The organism is Rhodobacter sp. P2_H5, assembly GCF_056403335.1.
In genome coordinates this window covers 38970-65728 of the sequence record NZ_JBFUFS010000004.1, presented here as the reverse complement: position 1 = coordinate 65728, position 26759 = coordinate 38970, and the positions used below count along the sequence as shown (strand labels likewise).

The following is a 26759-nucleotide window of genomic DNA, read 5'->3' as shown; positions in this document are numbered from 1 at the left end:
CGATCTGCCTTCAGCGGCGCAGCGTGCCGCCGGTGGCCTTGCTGACCTTTTCGACGATCTTCGCCGAGACCGCCTCGATCTCGGCATCGGTCAGGGTCTTGTCGCGCGGTTGCAGGCGGACGGTCAAAGCGATGCTCTTCTTGCCCGCGCCCATCTGCGCCTCGGCCTTCTCGCCGGTGAACTGGTCGAAGACCTTCACGCCGTCGATCAGGCCTTTTTCGGCCCCCATCGCGGCGTTGACGGCGGTCAGGGCCTCGACCTTGGCGTCCACCACGAAGGCGAAGTCGCGGTCGACGGCTTGCAGATCCGACAGAGCCAGCGCCGGGCGGGTCGGCGTCTTGACCTTGGGGGCGGGGACGGCGGATATCGCGATCGTATAGGCCACGGCCGGGCCTTTCACGCCCATCGCGGCCAGCACGCGGGGGTGGACCTCGCCGAAGCTGGCCAGCACATTCGGCCCGAGGCCGATGGCGCCCGAGCGGCCGGGGTGCCACCAGCCTGCCACCTTGCGGCTGATCTGCACCCGGGTCGGCGCGCCGAGGGCGGCCAGAACCGCCTCGGCATCGGCCTTGGCGTCGAACACATCCACCGGGCGGCGCGAGCCGAAGGGGTCGCGCGGCGCCACGGCGCCGACCAGAAGGCCGGAGGCCAGCAACTGCTGCTCACCCGGTTCACCGCCCGAGAAGGCGGGGCCGACCTCGAAGAGCGCCAGATCGGCAAAGCCGCGCGCCTGGTTGCGCGCAGCCGCCCGCAAGAGACCGGGCAAGAGGTCAGGGCGCAGGTGGGTCATCTCCGACGAGATCGGGTTTTCGATGCGCACGGCATCGGACCCGCCACCGAAGAGGCCGGCCGCCTCGGCGTCGATGAAGCTGTAGGTGACGCATTCGTTATACCCCAGCGCCGCCATCGTTCGCCGCGCGGTCCGCTCGCGCACCTGCAGGGGGGTCAGGATCGGGCGCGGCACGCCGGTGTTGACGCGGGGCAGGGGCCGACCCTGCAGCTTGGTCAGGGAGGCGATGCGGGCGACCTCTTCCACCAGATCGGCCTCGCCCAGCACATCGGGGCGCCAGGTCGGCGGGGTGGCCATGTTGCCGTTCAGCACAAAGCCCAGAGCCTCCAGCGTCTGGCGCTGGGTGGCTTCGGGGATCTCCATCCCCACGAGGCTGACCAGCCGCTCCGGGTCCAGCCGGTAGGCGCGGGTCACGTCGAGGGGGGCGCCGTCCTGCACCACGACGGAAGCCTCGCCGCCGCAGAGGTCGAGGACCATCTGCGTCGCAAGGTCCAGCCCGTCCAGCGTGAAGGCCGGATCGATGCCACGTTCGAAGCGGTAGCGCGCATCCGAGTTGATCTTCAGCGCGCGGCCAGTGGCGGCGATGGTGATCGGGTCCCAATAGGCGCTTTCCAGGAAGACATCGGTCGTGGCTTCCGAACAGCCCGAGACCTCGCCGCCCATGATGCCTGCCAGGGATTCCACGCCCGCCGCATCGGAGATGGCCATCATCCCGGCGCGGAGCGTGTAGGTCTTGCCGTCGAGGGCGAGGAACTCTTCGCCGCCCGCCGCGGGATGCACGATCAGGTCGCCCTTGACCTTGCCCGCGTCAAAGACGTGCAGGGGGCGGTTCAGGCCGAAGGTGAAGTAATTGGTGATATCGACCAGGGCCGAGATCGGCCGCAGACCGATCGCCTTCAGCCGCTGTTGCAGCCAGTCGGGCGAGGCTGAGTTCTTCACGCCCCGGATGGTGCGGCCGGCGAAATGCGGGCAGCCTTTGACCTTCAACGTATCGTCGATCTTCACGCCGATGGGCGAGGCGAAGCTGCCCGCCACTGGCGTCACGACCAGGGGCTTCAGCACGCCCAGACCGCGGGCGGCCAGATCGCGCGCCACGCCGCGCACGCCAAGGGCGTCGGGGCGGTTGGGGGTGATCTTGATTTCGATCATCGGATCGACGGTGCCGGGGCGGTTGATCGCCAGCCAGTCAATGAACTTTTCGCCGACCTCGCCCGAGGGCAGCTCGATGATGCCATTGTGTTCGTCCGACAGCTCCAGCTCGCGCTCGGAGGCCATCATGCCCTGGCTTTCCACGCCGCGGATCTTGCCGACGCCAAGGGTCACGTCGATGCCGGGCACATAATCGCCCGGCTTGCACAGAACCACCGTGATGCCTTCGCGGGCATTGGGCGCGCCGCAGACGATCTGCTTTTCGCCCTCATCCGTCAGCACCCGGCAGACCCGCAGCTTGTCGGCATCCGGGTGCTTTTCGGCGTGAAGGATCTTGGCCAGCGTGAAGGGGGCAAGCCGGGCCGCGGGGTTCACCACCTCTTCGACCTCCAGTCCAAGATCGGTCAGCGCCTCGGTGATCTCGTCCACGGAAGCGGTGGTGTCGAGATGGTCCTTGAGCCAGGACAGGGTGAATTTCATGGCAATCCCCAGGTCAGTTGCGGATGCCGGGTCATAGGGATCCGGCGGGTCGGAAGTCATCGGTAGTGGTCGCGCAGGGACTTACCGCAAAGCCGGGCCAAGGGGAAGCGGTCCGTCGGACAGCCCTCACGCGAGAATGCGGCGGGAATGCGCAGCGTTGCGCGAAAGGAAACGGCTTGTCGCCGCAATTAACTCTTTTTTGACACAATTGGCCGCGCAATATGTGCTAGATTGTGGCAATGAACGATATGTTGTCCATTCCCGCAGACCTTCCGCGCCGCCATCCGGCGCGTTTGGCGTTGATGATGGGACTGACTGTTCTTATGTGCCTGATGCATGGTGGCATCTGAGCCCAACCACCAGAGCTGGCAATGGCTCTGGTGGTTGGGTGAATCCCGAAATCAGACGTGCGTGGCGATCAGCGGCTGAGGCCGCCGGGCAGATCCGGCATGTCGAGTGCGGCAAAGCCATAGTGGCGCAGCCAGCGCAGATCGCTTTCAAAGAAGGCGCGCAGGTCGGGGATGCCGTATTTCAGCATCGCGATGCGGTCGATTCCCATGCCGAAGGCGAAGCCCTGCCATTGCGTCGGGTCAACGCCCGCCGCTGTCAGCACCTTGGGATGCACCATGCCGGAGCCGAGGATCTCCAGCCAGCTGTCGCCCTCGCCGATCTTCAGCTGACCGTCTTTCCACGAGCAGCGGATGTCGACTTCGGCCGAAGGTTCGGTGAAGGGGAAGTGCGAGGCGCGGAAGCGCAGTTCGACCGAGGGCACCTCGAAGAAGGCGCGGCAGAACTCCTCCAGCGTCCATTTCAGGTTCGCCATCGAGATGTTGCGGTCGATCGCAAGACCCTCGACCTGGTGGAACATGGGCGCATGGGTCTGGTCCATGTCCATCCGGTAGACCCGGCCCGGCGCGATCACGCGGATCGGGGCGCCTTGCGCGGCCATGGCGCGGATTTGCACGGGCGAGGTATGGGTGCGCAGCACATGGGGTGGGCGGGCGTCGCCCTCGGCGCGGGCCATGAAGAAGGTGTCATGCTCTTGCCGGGCGGGGTGTTCCGGCGGGATGTTCAGCGCGTCGAAATTGTACCAGTCGCTTTCGACCTGCGGGCCTTCGGCCACGGCAAAGCCCATGTCGCCGAAAATCGCGGTCAGCTCTTCCATGACCTGTGACACCGGGTGGATCGTGCCTTGCGGGCGCGGGCGGCCGGGCAGGGTGACGTCGAGCCATTCCGAGCGCAGACGTTCGTCGAGTGCCGCATCCGCCAGCCCGGATTTCCTGGCGCGCAAAGCCGCGTCAATCTCGTCCTTCAGGAGGTTCAGGTTGGCACCGGCGGCCTTGCGTTCCTCCGGCGCCATCTTGCCCAAGGAGGACATCAGGGCCGAAACCTCGCCCTTCTTGCCAAGGGCCGCCAGCCGCACCTCTTCCAGCGCGGATTCGTCCGACGCCGCGGCCACAGCGGTCAGATATTTGGCTTTCAGCGTGTCGAGCCCGTCCATATGCGCCTCCTACAGATGCGCGACGGTGCTAACCGGATGGCACGCGGGATGCAAGTGGAGCGGCGGCCGATGGCCTTGCCGCGGCGATGTAGTCGACAAAAGCGCGCAGCGGGGCGGGCAGGTGGCGGCGCCCGGGGTAGTAAAGGAAGGGGCCGGAGAAGCTGGGCCACCACTCCTCCAGCACCGGTTCCAGCGCGCCGCGGTCCAGATAGGGGCGCAGCCAGTCCTCAAACAGGGTGATGATTCCACTTCCCGCCAGCGCCGCCTCGACCGCGAGGTCCACCGCCCCGCCGAGGCGCACGACCAAAGGGCCCGACGGTTCGATCCGCAAGGTCTCGCCCGCGCGCTCGAATTCCCAGGCCGGGGTGGCGCCGCTGGCAAAGCGCCCGCGCAGGCAGGCGTGGGACAACAGGTCGCGCGGATGCTGCGGGCGGCCGCGGCGGTCCAGATAGGCGGGAGCGGCGGCGGTGGCAAAGCGTTGCAGGCGCGGGCCGATCGGCACGGCGATCATGTCCTGCTCCAGCCGCTCCTCATAGCGGATCCCCGCGTCGCAGCCCTCGGCGAGGATGTCGACGAAGCCGTCCTCGGCGATGATGTCCAGCGTGATGTCGGGATAGGCGGCCAGGAAGCCGGGCACCAGCGCGGGCAGGACCAGGCGGGCGGCGGCGACCGGCACATTCAGTCGCAGGGTGCCGGTCGGGCTGGTGCGGAAGGTGTTGACCACATCCAGCGCCGCCGTCACCTCGGTCAGGGCCGGGGCCAGGCGTTCCAGAAGACGACTCCCCGCCTCGGTCAGGGCGATGCTGCGGGTGGTGCGGTTCAGAAGGCGGACGCCGAGCGTCGCCTCCAGCCGCCGCACCGCTTCCGACAGGCTGGAGGCGCTGCGGCCAAGGATGCGCGCTCCGGTGCGAAAGCCGCCAGCCCGCGCCACGGCCACGAAAGCATTCAGGTCACCAAGATCTGCGGTCATTGTGCGCCCCTCCGCACGGGCTGTGCTGATTGTGCCAGCTTATCACACAGTGCCGCCGGGTCTAGATCAGGGGCCAAGCGTCAACAGGAGAGATGACATGACTGATATTGGCAAAGCCGGCACCTTCAAACTCGGCGCGGCCCCGGTCCGCCGGATGGGCTATGGCGCCATGCAACTGGCGGGGCCCGGGGTCTTCGGGCCCCCGAAAGACCCTGCTGCGGCGCTGGCCGTCCTGCGCGAGGCGGTGGCGCGTGGGGTCAATCACATTGACACCAGTGACTTTTACGGCCCCCACATCACCAACCAGCTGATCCGCGAGGCGCTTTATCCCTATGACGGCGTGACCCTTGTCACCAAGATCGGCGCGGTCCGCGGGCAGGACGCCTCCTGGAACCTCGCCTTCGCGCCGGACCAGCTGGTGTCGGCGGTGCATGACAACTTGCGCAATCTTGGCGTCGAGGTGCTCGACGTGGTCAACCTGCGCCTGATGTTCGACGTTTACGGCCCGGCCGAAGGGCCGATCGAGCCGCAGATGACGGCCTTGGCCGAATTGCAGCGCCAGGGCCTGATCCGCCACATCGGGTTGAGCAACGCGACCCCGGCCCAGGTCGCCGAGGGCCGGCGGATCGCCGAGGTGGTCTGCGTGCAAAACCACTACAACCTGGCCCATCGGAAGGACGACGCGCTGATCGACACGCTGGCGGCGGAGGGGATCGCCTATGTGCCCTTCTTCCCGCTGGGCGGCTTCTCGCCCCTGCAATCCGCGACCCTGACCGAGGTTGCCGCGGGTCTGGGTGCAACGCCGATGCAGGTGGCGCTGGCGTGGCTGTTGCAGCGCGCGCCGAACATCCTGTTGATCCCCGGCACCTCCTCGGTGGCACATCTGCACGAAAACCTGGCCGCCGCCGCGCTGACCCTGCCGCCTGAGGCCGTGGCGGCGCTGGATGCGATCGGGACCGCAGGCCAGTAAACCCTGCCTGAAGCACGGGAAAAGCCTCGCCATCCGGCGGGGCTTTTTCGTTTGCACGATGGCCATGATCCAAGGGGAAGGCCGCCATGCGGAAGGCCGCCGGGGCTTGTCATGTGGGTATTGATTGCATATCAATTGTTGCATTGCAAACAATCACGCCGGAGCCTGTGCGAGCATGCCAGCAGAAACCACGCGCGAGACGATTGGCCGCCTGATCCAGCATGTCTCGCGCAATTGGCGGCGGGCGGTGAACCTCGGCCTCGCCCCTTTGGGGCTGACCGATGCGACCTGGCTGCCGCTTTTGTACCTCAACCGGGTGGGCCCGGTGCGGCAGGGCGATCTGGCGCAGTACCTCGGGCTTGACCGCTCGTCGGTGGTGCGGCTGGTCGATGCGCTGACGACGCAAGGGCTGGTGCGCCGCGAGGATGACCCGCAGGACCGCAGGGTGCGCTGGGTCGTGCTGACCCCCGCCGCAGCCGGGGTGGTGCGCGCCGCGCAGAAAGCCGCGGCCGAGGTGCGCGCCGAGGCGATGGCCGGGATCGACCCCGAGGATCTGGCCACCACCGAACGGGTTCTGGGCGTGATCCTCTCCCGCCTGCCGCAGAGCGCCGAACCCTCCCCTGCCGAAAGCCTTTCCGCATGACCGCCGCAGATTTCGACCTGACCCGCAAACCCGCCCAGCAGAAACACCGTGTCCCGGTCTGGGTGCTGGGTGCGCTGACGCTGACCGGCTCGCTCGCCATGCATATCTTCGTGCCCGCGCTGCCGGGGGCGGGGGCGGAGTTCGCCGCCTCCATGCCGCGGATGGAGATGACGATCAGCGTCTATATCCTCGGCATGGCGCTGGGGCAGTTGCTCTACGGTCCCTTGAGCGACCATTTCGGGCGGCGTCCGGTGCTGATGGTCGCCTTGGGCCTGTACTGCCTGGCCGGGATTGCGGCCTACCTCGCACCAAGCCTCGACTTGCTGATCGCAGCGCGGCTGTTTCAGGCGCTTGGCGGTTGCGCCGGGCTGGTCCTGGGTCGGGCGATCCTGCGCGACACCTCCGCGCCCGAGGAGATCGCCAGCCGTCTGGCCGTGCTGACCATGATCATGGTGGTCGGCCCCTCGCTCGCCCCGATGATCGGTGGCTTTGTGGTGCAATTTGCGGGCTGGCGGATGATCTTCCCCCTGCTGCTGGCGATTGGCGTCGCCAATCTGGCCAGCGTGGTCTTCCTGATCCCCGAGACTCGGCCCGAGGCTGCGGCCCATTCCAGGTTCACCGAAGGCATCAAGGCCTTACTGGGGCGCGGCGATTATGGCTGGCTGGTGCTGGGCGGGGCCTGTGCCACGACCTCGATGTATGGGGTGATCACCGCGGCGCCCTTCATCTTCGAAAAAGACCTGCACCGCCCGGCGCATGAGGTCGGGCCCTGGCTGGCGCTGGTGGTGCTGGCGGTGGCGATGGGGAACTTCCTGATCCGCCTGACCGCGGGCAAGGTGCCGTTGCCGCATTTGCTGCGGCTGGCCAATTGGGTGACGCTGGGTTCGGGTCTGGCGCTGCTGGCGATTGTTCTCTTCGTACCCCTGTCCGCCCCGGTCTTCATGGCGCCGGTCTTCTTCTTTTGCCTGGCGACCGGGGTGACGAGCCCGATTGCGACCTCGCAAGCCATGAACATCTTGCCGGAATACGCCGGGGCGGCCTCGGGGCTGTACGGCTTTGTGCAGATGATGGTTGCGGCGGTCTGCACCACGGCGGTGGGGCTGGGGCCCGACCCGGCGCTGTCGGCGGCGCTGGTGACGGCAGGGGTGGGGGCGCTGGCCATGCTGGCCTTCCGCGTGGCCGCGCGCCGGCAGGCGGCCCTAAGGGCGGCAGGCTGACCGCGCCGCGCCACACCACAATGAAAAAACCCCGCCAGTGGCGGGGTTTTCTTTAAGTCAGGTCTGGAAGGCTCAGGCCGCGGCGGGCAGAGCTGCTTTGGCTTGGGCGGCGATGGCGTTGAACGCTTCGGGCTCATGCACGGCCAGATCGGCCAGGACCTTGCGGTCGACGGTGATGCCGGCCTTGGCCAGACCGTCGATCAGACGCGAGTAGGTGAAGGCCGGATCGTACAGACGCACGGCGGCGTTGATACGGGCGATCCACAGCGCGCGGAACTGACGCTTGCGGGCCTTGCGGTCGCGCGTGGCGTATTGCTGCGCCTTATCGACGGCCTGGGTCGCGGTCTTGAAATTCGTGGAGCGGGCGGCGTAGTAGCCTGCCGCCTTGGCGATCACCTTGCGGTGGCGGGCGTGGGTGACAACGCCGGATTTGACGCGGGACATGTGATCTCTCCTTAGCGGTTATACGGCATGTACTTTTTGACGATTTTCTCGTCGGAAGCACACAGGATCATCGTGCCAGCGCTGTCGCGGACGAATTTCGCTGTGCGCTTGATCATGCCGTGGCGCTTGCCGGCAGCGCCGGCTTTCACATGGCCGTTGGCTGTGAAGCTGAAGCGCTTCTTGGCCGCCGACTTGGTCTTCATCTTGGGCATTTCCATCTCCGTGGTTGCAGGCACGACTCGGCATGCCACGTGGGCCGGCCGTGCGGGGGTAGTCTGAGGGCTGGCGTATAGGGGCAGGGCCGGGGGGACGCAAGGGGCTTTGACCCGGCCTTGGCGCCAATCGGGCGATTAAACGGGCCGGATCGGCCCGCAAACCGCTATTTGATCAGGCGTCCGATCACCCGGATGAAGAGATCGGGCATTTCGGCGAAGGTATAGCCGCGCCCGTGCTGGGTCAGGGCCACGGCGATCAGCACGCCGCCCAAGAGCACCAGCAAGGAACCGGTGCGCGGGACCGAGCCATCGACCCAGGACGCAAGCAAAGTGGGCACCGCCAGCGCAATTGCGACGATGCCCACCACCAGTATGAGATCAGTATCCATGAATACCCCGAAGAAAACTCCGGCAATCGCCTTTCAGCGATTATTCAGGATCGACCCGCGAAATCAACCGTTCATCGCAAGGCGCCACGCGCAGCACGTTGGTGGTGCCCTTGACGTTGAAGGGCACACCGGCGGTCAGCACGATGGTATCCTCGACATCGGCAAAGCCTTCGTCCCGGGCAGCACGGATGGCGGCGATGACGGCCCCCTTCAGGCGTTCCTGCGGTTCGGTGATGACGCAATGCGCGCCCCAGGTCAGCGCCATGCGGCGCGCGGTCGACATCAGGGGCGTCAGGGCGATGATCGGAACCCGCGGGCGTTCTCGCGCCACCAGCGCCGCCGTGGTCCCGGTCAGGCTGAAGCAGGCGATGGCCTTGATGTTGGTCGCTTCGGCAATCTCGCGCGAGGCGGCCACGATGCCGTCGGCGATGGTCTCGCGCCGGACGGTGCGGCTCGATTCGATGACCTGACGGTAGGTCGGGTCCTTTTCGACCGAGATGGCGACGTTGTTCATCGTGGCCACGGCCTCCAGCGGGTATTTGCCGGCAGCCGATTCGGCCGAAAGCATCACGGCATCGGCGCCTTCGTAAATGGCGGTGGCGACGTCCGAAACCTCGGCCCGGGTCGGGACCGGCGATTCGATCATCGATTCCAGCATCTGGGTCGCCACGATCACCGGCTTGGCCGCAGCGCGGGCGCCACGGATCAGGCGTTTCTGGATCGGCGGCACCGAATAGACCGGCAGCTCGACGCCAAGGTCGCCGCGCGCGACCATGATGCCATCCGAGACCTGCAGGATCGCGTCATAGGCCTTCACGGCGGCGGGCTTTTCGATCTTGGCCATGATGGCGGCGCGGCCACGGGCCAGGCCACGCGCCTCGATCACATCCTCGGGGCGCTGCACGAAGGAGAGGGCGAGCCAGTCAACCCCGAGCTCGCAGGCAAACTCCAGATCGACGCGGTCCTTTTCGGACAGGGCCGCCATCGGCAGCACCACGTCGGGCACGTTCACGCCCTTGCGGTTGGAAATGGTGCCGCCCACGGTCACGGTGCAATTGGCGAAATCCTTGCCGCAGTCATCGACGCGGACGGCGATCTTGCCATCATTGACCAGGAGCGAGGCGCCGGGTTCCAGCGCCGCGAAAATCTCGGGGTGGGGCAGTTGCACGCGGTGGACATCGCCGGGCGCCGCCGAGAGGTCCATGCGGAACTTGGCGCCTTCGACCAGATCCTCATGGCCATTGGCAAAGGTGCCGACGCGCAATTTCGGGCCCTGAAGGTCGGCCAGGATGCAGATCGGGCGACCAACGTCGGCTTCGACCTTGCGGATGATGACATGCCGCGCGCGGATGTCGTCATGGGTGCCATGGCTCATGTTCAGACGGAACACATCGGCCCCCGTCTCGAACAAAGCGCGGATGGTGGCGTAGTCGCTGGAAGCCGGGCCCAGAGTGGCCACGATCTTCACATTACGGAGGCGTCTCATGCCTGATCCTTTTCGTCGGGTTCCGGTGTTACGGTGGGCCGGGGGTCTTATCGCGCAATTAGCCCGTGGGGGCAACTGGCCGGATCGTAACCAAACCGAGAGGCGTGAAGATTAGGCAAAGATCGGATGAAGAATTGCTGAAAAGGCGGGCAGGACCGCAAATTTCTGCTGTTTGACGCGGCAAAGATTCCCATTCCCGGCGGGTTTCGCTAAGAGCGGGGGCAAGGAACCCTGACATGCCCCCATCTGATACCGCCTTCTGCACGATCCCGCCGTTCAACATCACCGGTGAAAACCGCCCCGGGCGCTGGCTGGTCACCTGCGATCACGCCTCCAACCGGGTGCCACCGGATGTGGCGGGGGGCGATCTTGGCATCTCCGCCGCCGACATGGGCCGCCACATCGCCTGGGATGTCGGCGCGCGCGGCGTGGCCCTGGCTTTGGGCGAGGCGCTGGACAGTCCGGTGATCTGTTCGGATTTCAGCCGGCTCGTGATCGACGCCAACCGGGGCGAGGAGGATCCGACGCTGGTCATGCAGCTTTACGATGGCACCATCATTCCGGCCAATGCCGGGGTGAGCGCGGCCGAGGTCGAGCGCCGGCTTGCCACCCTGCACCGACCCTATCATGCGGCGCTGGAGCGGATGGCATCGCGACAGGAGGATACGATCATCCTGGCCATTCATTCCTTCACCCCCTGCCTGCGCGGAAGGGCCCAGCGGCCCTGGCATGTCGGCGTCCTTTATTCCCACCTCGACCCGCGCTTCTCGCGTCCGCTGATCGCGGCGCTGGAGGCCGAGCCGGACCTGTGTATCGGCGACAACGAACCCTATGACGGCCACTTGCCCGGCGATTCGATCGACCTGCACGCTTTGCAAAAGGGCCGCCACAACACCTTGATCGAGGTGAGGAACGACCTCATCTCTGACCCAGAGGGGCAGAGAGCCTGGGGTCTGCGTCTGGCCCCCATCCTGACCCGGGCATTGGAAGCTTTGTGAAGAAAGAGGGCGTGATGCAACTGGACGACCAGACCCGTGAGAAACTGGAAGCCGCGGCCTTCCGCGCGCTGATGCACCACCTTTTGGAAAAGCGCCCCGATGTGCAGAACATCGACCTGATGAATCTGGCGGGTTTCTGCCGCAACTGCCTGAGCCGCTGGTACAACGAGGCGGCCACGGCGGAAGGCATCGCCATGACCAAGGAAGAGGCCCGCGAGATCGTCTATGGCATGCCCTATGCGGAATGGGTCGCGCAGAACCAGACGGCGGCGGATGCGGAGAAGAAGGCGGCTTTCGCGGTGGCTTTTGCGGCGAATGTCGGGGGCGAGCCCTCGAAGTAAGGGGGCTTGCTGCCGCCGGGTGCGTCGGGGGGGCCAGCCCCCCGATCCCCCCTGCCGGAGGGGCTTTCCGCCCCTCCCGGGCCACCCCGAGGATATTTCTGGACCTGTGAAATCGAAAGACGCGTCAGGCTTTGGCGTCGAAACGCTGCCTGGCGGCGTCGATCCTTGCAAGGTTTGCTTCGGCCCAGAGCCAGACACCACAGAAGGCCTCGCCCAGGCTGAGGCCGAGGTCGGTCAGCTTGTAGTCGACGCGGGGCGGGATGACGGGGTGAATGGTGCGGATCACGAGGCCATCCCGCTCCATCGCGCGCAAGGTCTGGGTCAGCATCTTCTGGCTGATGCCGGGCACCAGACGGCCCAGCGCGGTAAAGCGCGTCTCGCCCTGTTCGGCCAGCACTTCCAGCACGATCATCGTCCATTTGTCGGCCACCCGTCCGATCAGTTCGGCGACGAGCGCCTCGACCCGCGGGTTGACCTTGCTTCCGTCCGGGTCGGTCACGGTCATGTCGGTTTCCATTCAGTAACTACAGATATTTCGGGTGCCTGCTTACCACCGGTAAGTGACTTGGTCTATCACCTCTGCAGACCTGACCAAGACTTGAAAGGACATCCCATGAAGATGACAGGCAATACGATTCTGGTGACCGGCGGCGGTTCGGGCATCGGGCGCGCCCTGGCCGAGGCGCTGCAGGCCCGGGGCAACAGGGTGATCATCGCCGGACGGCGCGAGGCCTTGCTGGCTGAGGTGACGCGGGCCAATCCGGGCATGGACTACGCTGTGCTGGATGTGGAGGATGGCGCCTCGATCCCGGGCTTTGCCAGGCAGGTGCTGGCCGCGCATCCCGGCCTGAACGTGCTGATCAACAATGCCGGGATCATGCAGGCCGAGGACATGCTGGCCGAGCCCTGTGACCTGACCACGGCCGAGGCCACGATTGCCATCAACCTTCTTGGGCCGATCCGGCTGACGGCGGCTTTCCTGCCGCATCTGAAGACGCAAGGCAGCGCGGCGGTGATGAATGTGACCTCGGGCCTTGCCTTCGTGCCCCTGGCGGCCACGCCGACCTATTCGGCGACCAAGGCGGCGCTGCATTCCTGGACCCAGTCCTTGCGACATCAGCTGCGCGCGACCAGCGTGGAGGTGATCGAGCTGGCGCCGCCGATGGTCGCCACCGACCTGATGCCCGTCAACCGCACCAGCCCCCATGCCATGCCACTGGACGCCTATATCGACGAGGTCATGGCCCTTCTGGCCGCAGGCCGGCCGGAGATTCTGGTGAACGCCGTGCTGCGCCTGCGCAATGCCGAGGCCAATGGCAGCTTTCCGGCGGTGTTCGGTGCGCTGAACCCGGTGTGAGGAAAGGGGCGGTAGGGGCGGGGGTTCTTGCCGCCGTTTTCCGCCCAAAGGGAACCGGATGAAGGGCTGCTTGGAGCCCTTAGCCCCATACGGATCGGCCGAGAATTGCAAGTTGTTGTAGAGGCTGTCGGTTTTAACAGTTTGTGGCCGACCCTGATGTCGTGGCGTCCAAAAGAACCCTGACTGCTTCTCGACTACGGCTACACGCCAGAGCTAGCATTGACATGAGCCCGCATCCATTCCCCATTCAATGGCAGCGACCGCCAGAATCCTCTGGAGTGAGGCCTCCTTGCCAAGTCCCGGCAGAGAAGTCCTTTTCCAGATGGGCCACCGAATACCCCGCGCTGGGCTGCTCTGCATGGCAGATGCGCCAGAGCGTTCCACCGTCTGTTTCATCTGCCTCACCGTCCCAGCAAGTGATTTTGACGGCGACTGTCATCCATTCTGGCGGCTGGAGCATTCGAGGAAAAATTGGGGCAGAAATTTCACAGAAATCTTTCGCTCCCGCAGACAGGGTAAATTCGCCCACACGGGTAAAACCCCGACTGCTCAAAGTTTCTAAAAGGCCTGCGCCGCCTTTTTCGCCGAGAGCCTCAAGGTCTGCCCGCATCCGCACCGAAGCTCCAAGGAAATATAGGACGGAAGCCAGCGCCGCTGCCGCCACAAGCCCGCCCATCGCAAGAACTATGTATATCAGGCGGCTCATCGTCCCTGACCTCCGCACCGACTGACATTCTTGCACCGCGCAAGCTCCTAAGTTCGCGGAAACTCAGTTGGAGTGCGAAGCAATGCTACAGGACAAGCCGACGAAATCAACGACCGCTTTCTCTGCACAACCGCCACTGCCAAAGGCACACATGCCCGTCCCAGCCAATTGCCAAGAGTCGGCCATGTCCATGGCCTGTTTTCCCCTCAGACCGCCGCCTTGCGCATCTCGTCGAGGTAGATCTCGCGCAGGCGGGCGACCACGGCGCCCGGCTTGCCCGAGCCTACCGCTGCGCCGTCGATTTCCACCACCGGCATGACGAAAGCCGAGGCCGAGGTGACGAAGGCCTCATCCGCCGCTTGCGCTTCGGCGATGGTGAAAGCGCGTTCTTCGACTTCCATCTGGGCCTCGGACGCAAAGCGCAGCACGGCGGCCCGGGTGATGCCGTGCAGGATGTCGGGGGAGAGGGCGCGGGTGATGATCCTGTTGCCCTTGACGATATAGGCGTTGTTCGAGGTGCCTTCGGTCACGGCGCCATCCTCGACGAACCAGCAATCGTCGACATGGGCCTTCTTGGCCATCATCTTGGCCATCGAGGGGTAAAGCAATTGCACCGTCTTGATGTCGCGCCGGCCCCAGCGGATGTCGGGGACGCCGATCACCTTCATGCCGACCTTGGCGGCGGGGTTTTCGGCGAGGCCCGGCTTGGACTGGGTGAACATGACCACGGTCGGGGTGACCTCCGGCCCGGGAAAGGCGAAGTCGCGGTCGCCGGGGTTGCCGCGGGTGACCTGCAGATAGACCATGCCATCGACCACGGCATTCTGCGCCACGATCGCACGGAACAGGGCGAGCCATTCGGCATCGGTGTGGGGATTGGCTATCTCCAGTTCCGACAGGCTGCGCGCGAGGCGGACGCAGTGGCCCGCGAAGTCGATCAGCTTGCCGTCCAGAACCGAGGTCACCTCATAGACGCCATCGGCCATCAGGAAGCCGCGGTCAAAGACCGAAACCACGGCTTCGGCTTCCGGAACGAAACTGCCATTCACATAGACAATGCGGCTCATGCTCTATCCCCAAAGGGCCTTTTCAGGCGGATGCACCCCGGCGCTGTCATAGTGCAAAGGGGTGTCGCGGTCTTGAGACAGAAGGAGCGGGCCGTCAAGATCGGAATAGCTTGCCCCCTGCGCCAGGAGGACCGCCGGCGCCATGGCGAGCGAGGAGCCGACCATGCAGCCGACCATCAGGCCAAGGCCGAGCCTTGCCGCCTCGGCCTTGGCGGCAAGGCCTTCGGTGAGGCCGCCGGTCTTGTCGAGCTTGAGGTTGACGAGGTCGTATTTGCCCTTGAGGCCGGCGAGGCTCGCCGCGCCATGGGCGGATTCGTCGGCGCAGATTGGCAAAGGCCTTGCGATTTCGGCCAGCATGTCATCGGCCCCGGCGGGCAGGGGTTGTTCGACCATGGCCACACCAAGGCGGAGGAGGTGGGGGGCGAGTTCAGTGTAGACCTGCGGAGTCCAGCCCTCGTTGGCATCGACGATCAGGCGGGCGGTGGGGGCGCCCTGGCGGACGGCCTCCAGCCGCGGCATGTCGTCAGGGGTGCCGAGCTTGATCTTCAAGAGCGGGCGGTGGGCGTTCTGGGCGGCCTGCAGGCGCATGTCTTCGGGCGTGTCGAGCGACAGGGTGAAGGCGATCTGCACCGGCCGGGGGGCGGCGAGGCCGGCGAGCTGCCAGGCGCGGTGGCCTGCGGTTTTCGCCTCCAGATCCCAGAGCGCGCAGTCGACTGCGTTGCGGGCGGCGCCGGGGGGCAGGGCGGATTGCAGGGCCTGACGGGTGATGTCGGGCGGCAGGTCGAGGATTGCCGCCGTCACCGATTCGAGGCTTTCGCCATAACGGGCATAGGGCACGCATTCGCCCCAGCCGGTGAAGCCACCCCGCGTGATGCGGACCGTCAGGACATGGGCCTCGGTCTTGGAGCCGCGCGAGATGGTGAAGGTGCGGGCGATTTTGAACGTGTCGGGGGTAACGCTGATCATGGGAACCTCATCGCGACGATTTTTCTGCGAAAAATCCCGCAAAGGCGAGAGCCGATTTTTCGGCGAAAAATCGTGACCGCGCGTGGTGAAATTGCTGCAGCTGCAAATCGCGCTTGCAAGGGTGCACGCAATAATATAACGAAGCGGCATGCAATCTTGAAACTTCATTGCGAGGCCATCTTGTCCTTTCGTCTGCAACCCGCTCCCCCGGCCCGGCCCAACCGCTGCCAGCTGTTCGGACCCGGCTCGCGCCCGGCGCTGTTCGCCAAGATGGCGGCCTCGACGGCCGATGTGGTGAACCTTGACCTTGAGGATTCCGTCGCCCCCGCCGACAAGCCGCAGGCCCGCGCCAATATCATCGAGGCGATCTCGGCGACCGACTGGGGCCGCAAGACGCTTTCGGTGCGGATCAACGCGCTGGACACGTCCTTCTGGTACAGGGATGTGGTGGACCTGCTGGAGCAGGCCGGCGACCGGCTGGATCAGATCATGATCCCCAAGGTCGGCTGCGCCGAGGATATCTATGCCGTCGATGCCCTGGTCACCGCCATCGAACGCGCCAAGGGCCGCAAGAAGCCGATCAACTTTGAAGTCATCATCGAATCAGCTGCCGGTCTGTCCCATGTCGAGGCGATTGCCGCCGCCTCGCCGCGCATGGTGGCGATGAGCCTGGGTGCGGCGGATTTCGCAGCCTCCATGGGCATGCAGACCACCGGAATCGGCGGGACGCAGGAGAATTACTACATGCTGCACCAGGGCACCCGGCATTGGTCCGACCCCTGGCACTGGGCGCAGACGGCGATTGTGGCCGCCTGCCGCACCCATGGGCTGCTGCCCGTTGACGGTCCTTTCGGCGATTTCAGCGATGACGAGGGCTTTCGCGCCCAGGCCCGCCGCTCTGCCACTTTGGGCATGGTGGGCAAATGGGCCATTCATCCCAAGCAGATAGCCCTCGCCAACGAGGTCTTCACCCCCTCCGACGCCCAGGTCGCCGAGGCGCGCGAGATCCTCTCTGCCATGGCCGAGGCCAAGGCGCGCGGCGAGGGGGCGACGGTCTTCAAGGGCCGCCTCGTCGACATCGCCTCGATCCGCCAGGCGGAGGTCATCGTGGCCCAGTCGGAATTGATTGCCGCAGCGTAAGAAGTGTTGACACAACGCCCATAAAGCGGGCACTGATACGGCAGAGAATTGGTTACCCTGCTGCCCTGGGAGAGGAGGCCCTCGGCAGCGATCAGGGGAGGAAGCGCGCCTTGCGGTCTTGTATCGCAAGGCGCGTTGTTATTTCCGGGCTGCTGTTTCGGGCCCGACCTGCGCCCGAAACCGGGCAGTTCTGGCCCGCCTCACGCGACCGTTTCCCGCCCCCTTGGCCGCCCGAGTTGCATCTTTGGCGCGGCCCGGCCATATAGGGCCAAAGAACCTGCGGCCTTCTGGGAGTGTCCGATGAATTATCTGGAATTCGAAAAGCCCCTCGCCGAGATCGAAGGCAAGGCCGAGGAGCTGCGTGCCATGGGCCGCTCGAACCCGGCGACCGATGTCAGCAAAGAAGCCGAGGCGCTGGATCGCAAGGCGGATCAGATGCTGAAGGACCTCTACAAGGGGCTGAATGCCTGGCAGAAATGTCAGGTCGCCCGCCACCCCGACCGGCCGCATTGCCGCGAGTATATCGAGGCGCTTTTCACCGAATATACCCCGCTCGCCGGCGACCGGAACTTTGCCGACGATCACGCGATCATGGGCGGCCTTGCCCGGATCAACGATCACGCGGTCATGGTGATGGGGCAGGAGAAGGGGCACGATACCAAGACCAGGATCGAGCGGAACTTTGGGATGGCCCGGCCGGAAGGCTACCGCAAGGTGATCCGGCTGATGGAGATGGCGGATCGGTTCCGGCTGCCGGTGGTGATGATCGTTGATACCCCCGGGGCTTATCCGGGCAAGGGGGCCGAGGAGCGGGGGCAGGCGGAGGCGATTGCGCGGGCCACGGAGAAGAGCTTGCAGATCGGCGTGCCGGTGATTTCGGTGGTCGTGGGTGAGGGTGGGTCCGGCGGGGCTGTCGCCTTGGCCACGGCGAACCGGATCGCGATGCTGGAGCATTCGATCTACTCGGTCATCTCGCCGGAAGGTTGCGCCTCGATCCTGTGGAAGGATGCCGAGAAGATGCGCGAGGCGGCGGAGGCTTTGCGGCTCACGGCGCAGGATTTGCAGAAATTGGGCGTGATTGACCGGATTGTGAAGGAGCCGCTTGGCGGCGCTCAAAGGGGCAAGAAAGAGACGATCGAGGCGGTGGGCAAGGCGATCGAGGCGATGCTCAAGGAATTGTCGGGCAAGAAGCCGGATTTCCTGATCAAGGACCGTCGCGAGAAGTTCCTCGATATGGGGACCAAGGGGCTGGCTGCGTGAAACGGGGCGGATTGCACGCGTGCAATCTTTGGTAACCGACTGATATAAAATGATATAATTTGCGGCGTTCGGGAAGCATTAACTTCTTGAGCCTGCGAAATTGGAAAGCGGCGGCCCGGGAAACCGGGCCGCCGTTTGGCTTTATTGCACCGGAATGTAGTCGAATTTGCCAGGCTGGTAGAGGAAGAACAGGCAGTCTTCCTTGGACAGGCACTTGGTCACATGGGGCTCTTCGCCGCGCTGGAACCAGTAGGAGCCGACCGGCAGCGGCACATCCGGCGAACCGGCCGGGCCGTTTTCACCGACGCCGTGGATGACGACGGCGAGGTAATCCTCGGTATGGGTGTGGACCGGGCTGACGAAACCGGCGGGCATCTTGATGAAGGTGCCGTGCATCCCCTTGGTCAGATCGCCAAAGGCGGGGCCGGCGAAAAGCTCGCCAGCTTCGGTCTTGATGCCGGTGCCGCCGAAGCCGATCTGGTCGGCGGGCAGGCTGACCGAGGCGCCGTGGTGCATGACCTCGGCCGAAGCGGGCAGGGTGAGGGCGGCGGCGAGAAGGCCAGCGGCCAGAAGGGACCTGCGCAGCAGGGACTTGGGGAGCAGGGACATGGGGAGATCCTTTCTCTGGAAGGTGACACCGATGTGATGACTTTTGAAAGGTTACACTCCCAGCTTGCACTGGTCAATACTGTTTTTATCGGTTACATATCGTCGCAGAGAAAGGCAGGTGACAGGATGAGTGCCACGGACCAGCAAGACTTCCGCGACGGGGTGCCCTTTCTGGGCGGCAGCCTGTGGATCGACCTGTTGAACACCACGCCGGTGATCGAGGGGCAGGCGCAGGATCTGCTCGCCGGTCCGGGGGCAGTGGCGCATTGGGCCGGGCTTGCCGGGCTGGACCTGCCCGAAGGCGCCGAACCCGGGCCGGGGGTTGCGGCGCTGCGCGAGGCCTTGCGGTTGGCCTTCGAGGCGATGGCGGCGGGGATGGCGGTGCCCGAGAGCCTGCGGCGCGCGGTCAATGCGCTTTTGTCGCAGTTGAAGCTCACGTTGACGCTGGAAGACAAGGGCGCGGGGCTGGCGCTGGTGCAGCACGTCGCGGCGCCCTCGGCGCCGGTGGCGGCTCAAGTGGCACTGGATTTCGCGCGCTTTGCCGAAGGGTTTGAGCCGGCGCGGCTGAAGCATTGCGCCAACCCAGCCTGCAGCATGGTCTTTTACGACCATGGCAAGAACAACCGGCGGCGCTGGTGTTCGATGGCGGTCTGCGGCAACCGCGACAAGGTGGCAAGCTACCGCGCCCGCAAGCGCGGCGAAGCTTAAGGGGTCAGGCGGGGCTTACCACCAGCCGAGATGGGCGCGGGTCGCGCGCTCGCGGTCGTATTCGGCGCCGTCGATGGCACTCTCGGACGCCTCTTGCAGCATGGTCCCGACCGAGGGCAGGCCCTGGCTCTGGTCGCCCTCGGTCCAGAAGGCGGAGCGTTGCAGGGCGCGGGCGCATTGCGAATAGACCTCTTCCACCGCGATGACGATGACGGTGCGGGGATGCTTGCCGTCGCGTTCGAAGCTTTGGCAGAGGCTGGCATCGGCGGTCAGCCTTGCGCGCCCGTTGATGCGCAGCGCGGTGGTCGAGCCGGGGATCAGGAACATCAGGCTGACGCGGCCGTCGCGCAGGATGTTGCGAAGGCTGTCGATCCGCTCGTTGCCCTTCCAGTCGGGCAGGGCGAGGGTGCGGGCATCAAGGACGCGGACCACCGGGCCCTGATCGCCGCGCGGGCTTCCGTCGGTGCCCTCGGGGCCGACCGAGGTCAGCACGCAAAAGCGGCTCCGCTCCAGAAAGGCGCGGTAGCTCGGGGTCAGGTGCGGGGTGACTTTCGCCAAAGCGGGTTTGCTTGGGGTGCCGTACAGGGCGTGGAGGTCGTCGAGGGTGGTGATCCAGTCCATCTCAGGCCTTTGGTTGTTTGGGCTTTTTCGGTTTGGGCTTTTTCGGCTTCGGTTCGGGAAGGTCGGCCTCCACGGCGCGCAGGGCGGCCATGGCGAGGTCGGGGTCATCGAGGGCGCCTTCGAGGCAGATATGGTCCTTGGCGCCGGGGTAGGGCGGGGCCATCTGCGGCGTGGGGATCAGGGCCAGGGCGCCGGGCGTGGGCTTGATATACAGAAGGTCGTCGCAGACCAGCGCCACGACCTTGGCCCCGAGGTAGACCGCATATTCGCCGAACATCTTGCGGGTGGTCAGGCCCGGCAGGGTGGCGAAAGCGTCGGTCAGGTCGGCGATGGTGGCGGGGCGGGTCGCCATCAGGGGCGCCACCCGGCTTCGGCCATCAGGGCGTCGGAGGCGGTCTCGATCTCACTCGTGATGGCGCGCATGAAGTCGCCGACCGGGCGGCCGGGGGCGATGGCGGGCAGGAACTCGATCACCGCAAGGCCGGGCTGGCGCATGATGCCGTGTTTGGGCCAGAAGACCCCGACGTTGGTGGCGACCGGCACGCAGGTCTGGCCGAGTTGATCGTAGAGGAGGCCCGCGCCGACCTTGTAGGGCAGGGCGACGCCGGGGGCGACGCGGGTGCCTTGCGGGTAGATCACCAGCTGGCCGGGGTGGGCGGCACCACGCAGGGCGTCTTCCTTCAGCTTGGCGATGGCCGCGCCGCGCTTGCCACGGTCCAGCGGGATGCAGCCGATCCGCAGGGCGTATTGGCCGAGGATCGGGGTCCAGATCAGCTCTTTCTTCATGATGAATTTCGGGCGGGGCAGAAAGGCGCAGAGGAGGATGATGTCGAAGAAGCTTTGGTGCTTGGCGACGATCAGCGTCTCGCCCTGGGGGATCTCGCCGCGGGCTTCGGAGCGAAGGCCCACGAGGAGGCGGGCGGTGAAACGGACCCAGTTGCAATAGGCATGGACCCCGGCGAAGGCGCCCTCGCGGCTGATCAGGGCGGGGATGGCGAAGACGAGGGCCACGACGGCCATCGCCAGGTACATCTGGACGATGAAGATCAGGGACAGGATCCAGCGGATCGGTTTGGGCATGGGCATGGCCTCTCAGGTCAATCCGCGCAGGGTGCGGAAGGCGGCGGTGCGGGTGGCGACAAAGGCCACGATGGCGGCGAGCGGCACCAGGAGCAGGGGCAGGAACCAGCCGAGGCCGGTGAAGCCGAGCCCGGTCAGAAAGCCGCCGGCGGCGTCTTGCGCGGGCAGAAGGGCGACGCCGGCCATGCCGGCCAAGACGCCGGCCAGGGCGCCGGAGGTGGCGCGCAGCGTGAAGCGGCGGACGAAGGCGCGGGCGATATAGGCGTCGCGGGCGCCGACCAGCCGCAGGACCTTGATCACCTGGGCATTGGCCGCCAGCGCCGCCCCTGCCGCGAGGGTGATCATCGCGGCCATCGCGGCGCCGATCAGGCCGATGGCGAGAATGCCCAGAAGGCGCAGGCGGCTGGCGGCCTCGGCCATCGGGCGGCGCCAGCGCAGGTGGTCGTCGAGCACGGCACCCGGCGCCTCGGCCGAGAGGCGCTGGCGCAGGCCCTCGGCGTCGTAGCCGGCGCCGGTTTCCTTCACCTCGATCAGCTGGGGCAGGGGCAGGTCTTCCAGCGGCAGGTCGGGGCCGAACCAGGGTTCCAGCAGTTTCTTGGCCTCATCAGCCGTCAGCGCGCGGGCGGAGGCGATGCCGGGGGTGGTGGCCAGAAGGTCGATCACCGCCTTGGTCTGCAGCGCCAGCTGATCCTCCGGCGCCGAGATGCGCACCGTCGCCGTGCGGTCCAGCGCATCGGCCCAGCGGGTGGCGAGCCGGTCCGAGGCCATCGACAGCGCCATGGCAAAGACCGCCAGAAAGGCCATCGCCCCGGCGGTGAAGGAGGTCAGCCGCGCCGAGGCGCCGGAGGGCGGCACCACGCGGTCATCCTGCGCCTGGGTCGGGCGGCGGAACAGGCTCACAGGTCCGCCCCCGCCAGCTGGATCCGCCGTTTGGAGATCCGCAGCACCCGCGCCGCGATCTGGCTTTTGGCCTGGCGGATGATGTTGAGGTCATGGGTCGCCACAAGGATCGTCTTGCCCATCCGGTTCAGCTCCACCAGCAGGGTCAGGAGGCGGAGCGACATCTCCCAGTCGAGGTTGCCGGTCGGCTCGTCGGCCAGGATCACATCCGGGCCGGTGATGATCGCCCGGGCCAGGGCGGCGCGCTGCCGCTCCCCCCCCGACAGCGAGGGCGGCAGGGACGCCGCCAGCGGGCCAAGCCCCACCCAGTTCAGAAGGTCCGACAGATCGGCGGCCTGGGTCGGGCGCCCGGCCACGACGAGGGGCAAGGCCACATTGGCCGACAGGGGCAGATGATCCAGAAACTGGCAATCCTGATGCACGACGCCGATCCGCCGCCGGGTCAGGGCCACGTCATCGCGGCTGAGGCCCCGCACCTCGCGGTCGAACAGGGTGACCCGGCCCGCCGTGGGCAAAAGCTCGGCATAGCACAGCTTCATGAATGTCGATTTGCCCGAGCCCGACGGCCCGGTCAGAAAGTGAAACGACCCCGGTGCCAGCCGCAACGAGATCTCTGACAGCAGCTCTCCGCCGCCGTAGCTGTAGGCGGCATTTTCGAAAGCGATCAAACCCTAGGTCCGTTCCTGAAAAGTGCAGCCTTACCATCGCTGAACGGAACACGGGTTTCAACGGCTCGTATGCGGGCGGGGCGGCGAAATCGGGTGGGGCGGCGCGCCGGACCGAAAATTTGCGCGTCCTGCCGCCCCGCAGGCCGCCCGACCTGCACCTTGACCGCAACACCCGCGGGCCAGTGTCTCTCATTCGGACACAAACCATTGGACGACAGCGCTTTCCTTGGTACAACACCTGTCAAAACAACCGGAAATTTGGCGGGACAGGTTCAGATGCGTTTGGTGTGCCCCAATTGCGATGCGGAATACGAGGTGGATGATGCCGCCATTCCGCGGGCAGGGCGCGATGTGCAATGTTCGAATTGCGGTCATGCGTGGTTTCAGACCCATCCCGAGGCTGTGGCCGAACAGCCCGCAGTAACCGCAAGGGCGAAGGCGCAGACGACCGTGACATCGACGGTGGCGCCTGCCGCCGCAGCCGCTGCCTCAGTTGCTCCCGCAATCCCGGCGGCACCGCCAATCCCTGCGCCCCCCCCGATGCCGGAGCCCGAAGACATCCTGGCCGCCGCCGAGCCGGACTACGACCCCGACTACGATCTGGAATATGGGCCGGAGGAAATGCCGGGCGGGGATATGGCGCTGGCCGCGCCGCCGCTGCCCGAGTTTGAGGAGGAGGCCTTGCCGAGCCCGGCAATGCCCGCCTTGCCCGATCTGGTGCCCGACCCGGCGATGGCGCCCGCTGCGGCTGCGGCGCCCAATGTGGTCACGATCCGGACCGAGCCGATGCCGGCGCGCAACATCGATGAAAGCATTCTGGCGGTGCTGCGCGAAGAGGCGGCCCGCGAGTCGGCCGCACGCCGCGCCGAAGCGCCGCCCGTGCTGGAAACCCAGACCGAGATGACGCTGGACCCCGCCGCCAGCCGTCGCGCCGCGCGCTTGCAGGCCGATGCCACGCCCCGGCCGGCGCCCGCTGCGGCACCGCTCGCCGCGCCATCGCCCGCCCCGACCCCGGCCCCCGTCACGGCGGCTGGTCCTGCCACGGTTGGCCGGGTCGAGACGGGTCGCGTTGAGACGAGTCGCGTAGAGGCTGTTCCGGTCGATCCCGCCCGGCCGCGCCGCGATCTTTTGCCGGCGATCGAAGAGATCAACTCGACCCTGCGCGCCACGTCCGAGCGCGGCTATGACGAGGCGAATTTCGGCGAGATGGAGGCCTCCGGTCCGCGCAAGGGCGGCTTCCGCACCGGGTTCCTGACGCTGGTGCTGTTCGGGGTGATCCTGCTGGCGCTGTACGTCTTTGCGCCGCTGATCGAGGCCAAGGTGCCCTCGCTCGCCGGGGCGGCCGCGTCTTATGTCGCGACCGTCGATGCGGCGCGGGTCTGGGTCGACAGCCAGATCCGCAGCCTGATCGGCATGTTGCGCGGCATGGAAGGCGCTTCGCAGGGCTGAGCGCGCCCGCCCAGGCTTTGCGGGACCCATCAACAGGAAAACGGGGCGGCCCAGCGATGGGCCGCCCCGTTTTTCCGTTCTGCTTAAGGCCTGCTGACTCTGCTCAGAACAGGTCGAGCAGGCGCTGCAGATAGCTGCGTTCCTGATCGCTGCGGCCCTGTTCGCCGGCGCGCTTGCGGATCTCGTCCAGCAGTTCCTGGGCGCGGCGGTAGACATCCTTGTTCTGCAGCATGCCCTGATCGGAGCCGGTCTGGCTGTTGTCACTGCTTTCACGGCCAAGGGGGTCGCGCTGGCCTTTCGGGCCGGCCTGATCGGTGGGCTTGGCGTCGTTCGCGTTGCGGTCGCGCTGGCTTTGCGCCTGCGCCTCGCCCAATTGCTTGATGCCCTGGCGCAGCGCATCCAGCGCCTGGGCCTGCTTGTCCAGGGCCTCGGGCAGGTCGCCGTCGCGCAGCGCCTGTTCGGCGTCCTTCATGGCGCGGCCCGCCTCGTCAAGCTGCTTGCGGCCTTCCTCGCCCTTGGGATCGCCGGCGCCGGGCAGGGTGCCGGATTTGCGCAGGGCCTCGATGCGGTCCTTCAGCGCCTGCTGGCGTTCGGCGAGGCTCTGGCCGCTTTGGCCATCGGGGGCGGGCTGGTCGCCTTGGCCCTGCTGGCCGTCCTGGCCCTGCTGCCCATCCTGACCCTGCTGGCCGTCCGGGTTGGGCTGGCCGCCGTTCTGCATGTCGTGGAAACTGTCGTCGGAGAGCTTCTGCTGGTCGCGCAGGGTCTGGCCCAGATCCTTCATCGCCTTGCCGCCGGGGCCGCCCTGACCCTCGCCCTGGCCTTGCGTCACCTTCATGTTGTTCATGAAATCGCGCAGCTGCTGCATCAGGGCCTGCGCCTCGGCGGTGCGGCCCTCTTTCATCAGCTGTTGCAGGCGGTCGAGCATCTGTTGCAGCTGATCCTGGGTCAGCTTCATGCCGGGCTGGTCTTTCTTGCCCGGCTCGTCGGGGTTCTGCGCGTCCTTCTGGGCCTGCTGGGCCATGTATTTGTCCAAGGCCTCGCGCATTTCCTTCATCAGGCGGTCGATCTCGGCGGGGCTGGCGCCGTTGCGGATCGCCTCGTCCAAGCGGTCCTGGGCGCGTTTCATCGCCTCGAAGGCGTCGGAGAGGGAGCCGTCTTCGACCTGCAGGGCGATCTTCCACAGCTCCTCGGCCAGCTCGTCGCGCTTGGCTTTATCCAGCGAGGGCGCGATCGCGTCGAGTTCCTTGATCAGCACGCGCAGGCGCAGGTAGACCTTCTGGTCGAGGATGAAGCCCTCGGGCTTGTAGGTCACGGCTTTCAGGACCTCGACCGTGCGGGGGGCGTTGGTGCGGCTCCACAGAAGATCGCGGCGCATCTCGATGATGGCGGCGGCGAGGGGGTCGAAGAAGCGGCGGCCGGGGAGGGTGACGTGCAGGGGTTCGGCGGTGGCGGTGTGGCCGGCGGCATCGGTGGCCGAGAGGGTCAGCGTGACCGGCAGGTTGGACAGCACATCCTTGGACAGGTCATCGACCAGCACGGCATCAACCTTGGTGCGGTCGCGCTTCATCGGCAGGGGCAGGTCGAGGGTGATGGGGGCGCGGTCCTCGGGCTTGGCGGCGAGGCCGTAGCGGCGGTCGACGGCGGAAAGGTCCAGCGCGATGGTGGCGGAGCCCTTGACCACGCCGTAATCATCCGTCGCTTCGAAGGGCAGTTTGAAGCGGCCATCGGCGTCGCGGTCGATCGGGCCTTTGGTGGCGATGGCGGGGGGCGCATCGGCAAGGACCGTGACCAGCCATTCGCGGCCCCCGGCGCCGGAGATCGAGAGCCGGCCGGATTGCCTGACGGTGAAATCCTGCACCGGTTCGGAGGCCGGCGGCACATTGGTGCGGCCTGACACCGTCTCGGCGAGGATCAGGGCGCCCGGTGCGCCGTAAAAGCGCAGCTGGATGCGGGTGCCCTCGGGCAGGACCAGCGCCTCGTCCTTTTGATCGGCGAGGTAGAGGCTGGGCTTGTGGGTATAGGCGGGGGGCTGGGCCCAACCTTCCCACGCCGGGCCTGCGGCGGCTTGCCCCGGACCCACCGGGGCGGGCAGGCCTGCGACCGAGGCCACTTTCCAGAGCGAGCCGAAGAGCAGCGCCAGCACCAGAAGGGTCAGCGCCATGTAGCGGAAGGCATAGGGGTCGCGGCTGGCCAGCCGCAGGTCGGGCTCGACCGGCTTGGCATCGGCGGCGCGCGCCGCCATGCGGTCGCGGTGGACCGACCAGATCGCCTGCGCCGCCTCGTCCCCCGCTCCCAGCGCCAGACTGTCGCGCAGGGCCGCGATCGGGCGGCCGGGCATCCGGCTGTCGAGCCGGGCCAGAGCCTCGTCCCGGGTCGGTTTGCGGAAGGTGCGCCAGCCCCAGATCAGCGCCCAGACCGAGGCCACGATGAGGGAGACGATGCCGAACCAGTCGGCTTCCAACGGCAGATGGTCCTGCACGCCGAGGGCGGCGAGGCCGAGGCCGGTGATCAGCAGGGTCCAGAGCGGCCAGAAGGCACGCACCAGCCTTTCGGCCCAGAGCCCCATGAGGGTCAGGCGCAGCGGAAACTCGATCCGCTTCAGGGCCGCTTCGGGCTTGCCTTCGCTCATTGCCTC

At 66.5% G+C, this 26759-nt stretch carries 28 protein-coding genes and 1 pseudogene; 11 read left to right on the top strand and 18 right to left on the bottom strand.

Annotated features, from left to right (window positions below; genetic code table 11):
* Nucleotides 1–10: 10 nt before the first annotated feature.
* The 3 genes from pheT to AC1DVR_RS06270 all read right to left on the bottom strand — a co-directional run bounded on the left by pheT (nucleotide 11) and on the right by AC1DVR_RS06270 (nucleotide 4890).
* Nucleotides 11–2419, bottom strand: a complete 2409-nt coding sequence (gene pheT / locus AC1DVR_RS06280) for a phenylalanine--tRNA ligase subunit beta (protein ID WP_477999684.1) — start codon at nucleotides 2417–2419, stop codon at nucleotides 11–13.
* A 418-nt stretch (nucleotides 2420–2837) separates the two neighbouring features.
* Nucleotides 2838–3920: a phenylalanine--tRNA ligase subunit alpha gene (gene pheS, locus AC1DVR_RS06275; protein WP_477999683.1), complete on the bottom strand. Its 1083-nt coding sequence runs from the start codon at nucleotides 3918–3920 to the stop codon at nucleotides 2838–2840.
* A gap of 28 nt (nucleotides 3921–3948) precedes the next feature.
* Nucleotides 3949–4890, bottom strand: a complete 942-nt coding sequence (locus AC1DVR_RS06270) for a LysR family transcriptional regulator (protein ID WP_477999682.1) — start codon at nucleotides 4888–4890, stop codon at nucleotides 3949–3951.
* Between the two features lie 97 nt (nucleotides 4891–4987).
* Between AC1DVR_RS06270 and AC1DVR_RS06265 the strand changes: the two genes are divergently transcribed.
* The 3 genes from AC1DVR_RS06265 (at nucleotide 4988) to AC1DVR_RS06255 (ending at nucleotide 7720) form a co-directional block, all read left to right on the top strand.
* The gene (locus tag AC1DVR_RS06265) at nucleotides 4988–5860 is read left to right on the top strand and encodes an aldo/keto reductase family oxidoreductase (protein ID WP_477999681.1); all 873 of its coding nucleotides are present in this window, start codon (nucleotides 4988–4990) and stop codon (nucleotides 5858–5860) included.
* A 175-nt stretch (nucleotides 5861–6035) separates the two neighbouring features.
* Nucleotides 6036–6503 (top strand): MarR family winged helix-turn-helix transcriptional regulator, encoded by a 468-nt coding sequence (locus AC1DVR_RS06260; RefSeq protein WP_477999680.1) that lies wholly within the window; start codon nucleotides 6036–6038, stop codon nucleotides 6501–6503.
* Nucleotides 6500–7720 (top strand): multidrug effflux MFS transporter, encoded by a 1221-nt coding sequence (locus AC1DVR_RS06255; RefSeq protein ID WP_477999679.1) that lies wholly within the window; start codon nucleotides 6500–6502, stop codon nucleotides 7718–7720. Before AC1DVR_RS06260 ends, AC1DVR_RS06255 begins: the two co-directional genes overlap by 4 nt.
* 72 nt (nucleotides 7721–7792) lie before the next feature.
* On the opposite strand, the gene rplT is transcribed toward AC1DVR_RS06255, so the two are convergent.
* The 4 genes from rplT to pyk all read right to left on the bottom strand — a co-directional run bounded on the left by rplT (nucleotide 7793) and on the right by pyk (nucleotide 10254).
* A complete protein-coding gene (gene rplT, locus AC1DVR_RS06250) occupies nucleotides 7793–8164 on the bottom strand; it encodes a 50S ribosomal protein L20 (protein WP_477999678.1) in 372 nt (123 codons plus the stop codon).
* An 11-nt stretch (nucleotides 8165–8175) separates the two neighbouring features.
* The gene (rpmI, locus tag AC1DVR_RS06245) at nucleotides 8176–8376 is read right to left on the bottom strand and encodes a 50S ribosomal protein L35 (protein ID WP_477999677.1); all 201 of its coding nucleotides are present in this window, start codon (nucleotides 8374–8376) and stop codon (nucleotides 8176–8178) included.
* Nucleotides 8377–8543: 167 nt separating this feature from the next.
* Nucleotides 8544–8768, bottom strand: coding sequence for a hypothetical protein (locus tag AC1DVR_RS06240; protein ID WP_477999676.1), 225 nt, complete (start codon nucleotides 8766–8768; stop codon nucleotides 8544–8546).
* 40 nt (nucleotides 8769–8808) lie between these two features.
* Nucleotides 8809–10254, bottom strand: a complete 1446-nt coding sequence (gene pyk / locus AC1DVR_RS06235; RefSeq protein WP_477999675.1) for a pyruvate kinase — start codon at nucleotides 10252–10254, stop codon at nucleotides 8809–8811.
* Between the two features lie 236 nt (nucleotides 10255–10490).
* On the opposite strand from pyk, the gene AC1DVR_RS06230 reads away from it, so the two are divergent.
* Both AC1DVR_RS06230 and AC1DVR_RS06225 read left to right on the top strand, forming a co-directional pair.
* Complete coding sequence (locus tag AC1DVR_RS06230) at nucleotides 10491–11252, top strand: N-formylglutamate amidohydrolase (protein WP_477999674.1); 762 nt, start codon at nucleotides 10491–10493, stop codon at nucleotides 11250–11252.
* Nucleotides 11253–11272: 20 nt separating this feature from the next.
* Nucleotides 11273–11593: a DUF1244 domain-containing protein gene (locus AC1DVR_RS06225; protein WP_477999993.1), complete on the top strand. Its 321-nt coding sequence runs from the start codon at nucleotides 11273–11275 to the stop codon at nucleotides 11591–11593.
* A 124-nt stretch (nucleotides 11594–11717) separates the two neighbouring features.
* Here the strand turns inward: AC1DVR_RS06225 and AC1DVR_RS06220 are convergent, their stop codons facing one another.
* Nucleotides 11718–12098, bottom strand: a complete 381-nt coding sequence (locus AC1DVR_RS06220; RefSeq protein WP_477999673.1) for a winged helix-turn-helix transcriptional regulator — start codon at nucleotides 12096–12098, stop codon at nucleotides 11718–11720.
* 108 nt (nucleotides 12099–12206) lie between these two features.
* Between AC1DVR_RS06220 and AC1DVR_RS06215 the strand changes: the two genes are divergently transcribed.
* Complete coding sequence (locus AC1DVR_RS06215; RefSeq protein WP_477999672.1) at nucleotides 12207–12950, top strand: SDR family oxidoreductase; 744 nt, start codon at nucleotides 12207–12209, stop codon at nucleotides 12948–12950.
* A 247-nt stretch (nucleotides 12951–13197) separates the two neighbouring features.
* Here AC1DVR_RS06215 and AC1DVR_RS06210 read toward each other — a convergent pair whose 3' ends face one another.
* The 3 genes from AC1DVR_RS06210 to dgcA form a co-directional block, all read right to left on the bottom strand.
* Nucleotides 13198–13656 (bottom strand): hypothetical protein, encoded by a 459-nt coding sequence (locus tag AC1DVR_RS06210; protein ID WP_477999671.1) that lies wholly within the window; start codon nucleotides 13654–13656, stop codon nucleotides 13198–13200.
* A gap of 206 nt (nucleotides 13657–13862) precedes the next feature.
* Nucleotides 13863–14723, bottom strand: coding sequence for a D-amino-acid transaminase (locus AC1DVR_RS06205; protein ID WP_477999670.1), 861 nt, complete (start codon nucleotides 14721–14723; stop codon nucleotides 13863–13865).
* Between the two features lie 3 nt (nucleotides 14724–14726).
* Nucleotides 14727–15689, bottom strand: a complete 963-nt coding sequence (gene dgcA, locus AC1DVR_RS06200; RefSeq protein WP_477999669.1) for an N-acetyl-D-Glu racemase DgcA — start codon at nucleotides 15687–15689, stop codon at nucleotides 14727–14729.
* A gap of 180 nt (nucleotides 15690–15869) precedes the next feature.
* On the opposite strand from dgcA, the gene AC1DVR_RS06195 reads away from it, so the two are divergent.
* Together AC1DVR_RS06195 and AC1DVR_RS06190 are read left to right on the top strand one after the other, a co-directional pair.
* On the top strand, nucleotides 15870–16829 hold the full coding sequence (locus AC1DVR_RS06195) for an L-malyl-CoA/beta-methylmalyl-CoA lyase (RefSeq protein WP_477999668.1): 960 nt from the start codon (nucleotides 15870–15872) through the stop codon (nucleotides 16827–16829).
* Nucleotides 16830–17129: 300 nt separating this feature from the next.
* Entirely contained in the window at nucleotides 17130–18089 is a 960-nt protein-coding gene (locus tag AC1DVR_RS06190; protein ID WP_477999667.1) for an acetyl-CoA carboxylase carboxyltransferase subunit alpha, read from the top strand.
* A 141-nt stretch (nucleotides 18090–18230) separates the two neighbouring features.
* Here AC1DVR_RS06190 and AC1DVR_RS06185 read toward each other — a convergent pair whose 3' ends face one another.
* On the bottom strand, nucleotides 18231–18698 hold the full coding sequence (locus AC1DVR_RS06185) for a DUF4437 domain-containing protein (protein ID WP_477999666.1): 468 nt from the start codon (nucleotides 18696–18698) through the stop codon (nucleotides 18231–18233).
* Nucleotides 18699–18824: 126 nt separating this feature from the next.
* Here AC1DVR_RS06185 and AC1DVR_RS06180 point away from each other — a divergent pair, with 126 nt between their 5' ends.
* Complete coding sequence (locus tag AC1DVR_RS06180) at nucleotides 18825–19406, top strand: CGNR zinc finger domain-containing protein (protein WP_477999665.1); 582 nt, start codon at nucleotides 18825–18827, stop codon at nucleotides 19404–19406.
* Between the two features lie 15 nt (nucleotides 19407–19421).
* On the opposite strand, the gene AC1DVR_RS06175 is transcribed toward AC1DVR_RS06180, so the two are convergent.
* Genes AC1DVR_RS06175 through AC1DVR_RS06155 form a run of 5 tightly spaced genes read right to left on the bottom strand, consistent with a single transcriptional unit; the run spans nucleotide 19422 to nucleotide 22675 of the window.
* The gene (locus tag AC1DVR_RS06175) at nucleotides 19422–20027 is read right to left on the bottom strand and encodes a pyridoxamine 5'-phosphate oxidase family protein (protein WP_477999664.1); all 606 of its coding nucleotides are present in this window, start codon (nucleotides 20025–20027) and stop codon (nucleotides 19422–19424) included.
* 1 nt (nucleotide 20028) lies between these two features.
* The gene (locus tag AC1DVR_RS06170; protein ID WP_477999663.1) at nucleotides 20029–20379 is read right to left on the bottom strand and encodes a TfoX/Sxy family protein; all 351 of its coding nucleotides are present in this window, start codon (nucleotides 20377–20379) and stop codon (nucleotides 20029–20031) included.
* Nucleotides 20379–21107: a lysophospholipid acyltransferase family protein gene (locus AC1DVR_RS06165; protein ID WP_477999662.1), complete on the bottom strand. Its 729-nt coding sequence runs from the start codon at nucleotides 21105–21107 to the stop codon at nucleotides 20379–20381. Before AC1DVR_RS06165 ends, AC1DVR_RS06170 begins: the two co-directional genes overlap by 1 nt.
* Before the next feature lie 12 nt (nucleotides 21108–21119).
* The gene (locus tag AC1DVR_RS06160) at nucleotides 21120–22007 is read right to left on the bottom strand and encodes a cell division protein FtsX (RefSeq protein ID WP_477999661.1); all 888 of its coding nucleotides are present in this window, start codon (nucleotides 22005–22007) and stop codon (nucleotides 21120–21122) included.
* Nucleotides 22004–22675 (bottom strand): cell division ATP-binding protein FtsE, encoded by a 672-nt coding sequence (locus tag AC1DVR_RS06155; RefSeq protein WP_477999660.1) that lies wholly within the window; start codon nucleotides 22673–22675, stop codon nucleotides 22004–22006. Before AC1DVR_RS06155 ends, AC1DVR_RS06160 begins: the two co-directional genes overlap by 4 nt.
* Nucleotides 22676–22744: 69 nt before the next feature.
* Here AC1DVR_RS06155 and AC1DVR_RS06150 point away from each other — a divergent pair.
* Together AC1DVR_RS06150 and AC1DVR_RS06145 are read left to right on the top strand one after the other, a co-directional pair.
* Nucleotides 22745–23047 (top strand): annotated as a pseudogene (locus tag AC1DVR_RS06150) (zinc-ribbon domain-containing protein); the annotation flags it as partial.
* A 168-nt stretch (nucleotides 23048–23215) separates the two neighbouring features.
* The gene (locus tag AC1DVR_RS06145; RefSeq protein ID WP_478000009.1) at nucleotides 23216–24124 is read left to right on the top strand and encodes a hypothetical protein; all 909 of its coding nucleotides are present in this window, start codon (nucleotides 23216–23218) and stop codon (nucleotides 24122–24124) included.
* 103 nt (nucleotides 24125–24227) lie between these two features.
* Here AC1DVR_RS06145 and AC1DVR_RS06140 read toward each other — a convergent pair whose 3' ends face one another.
* Complete coding sequence (locus tag AC1DVR_RS06140) at nucleotides 24228–26753, bottom strand: TIGR02302 family protein (protein WP_477999659.1); 2526 nt, start codon at nucleotides 26751–26753, stop codon at nucleotides 24228–24230.
* Nucleotides 26754–26759 lie beyond the last annotated feature (6 nt).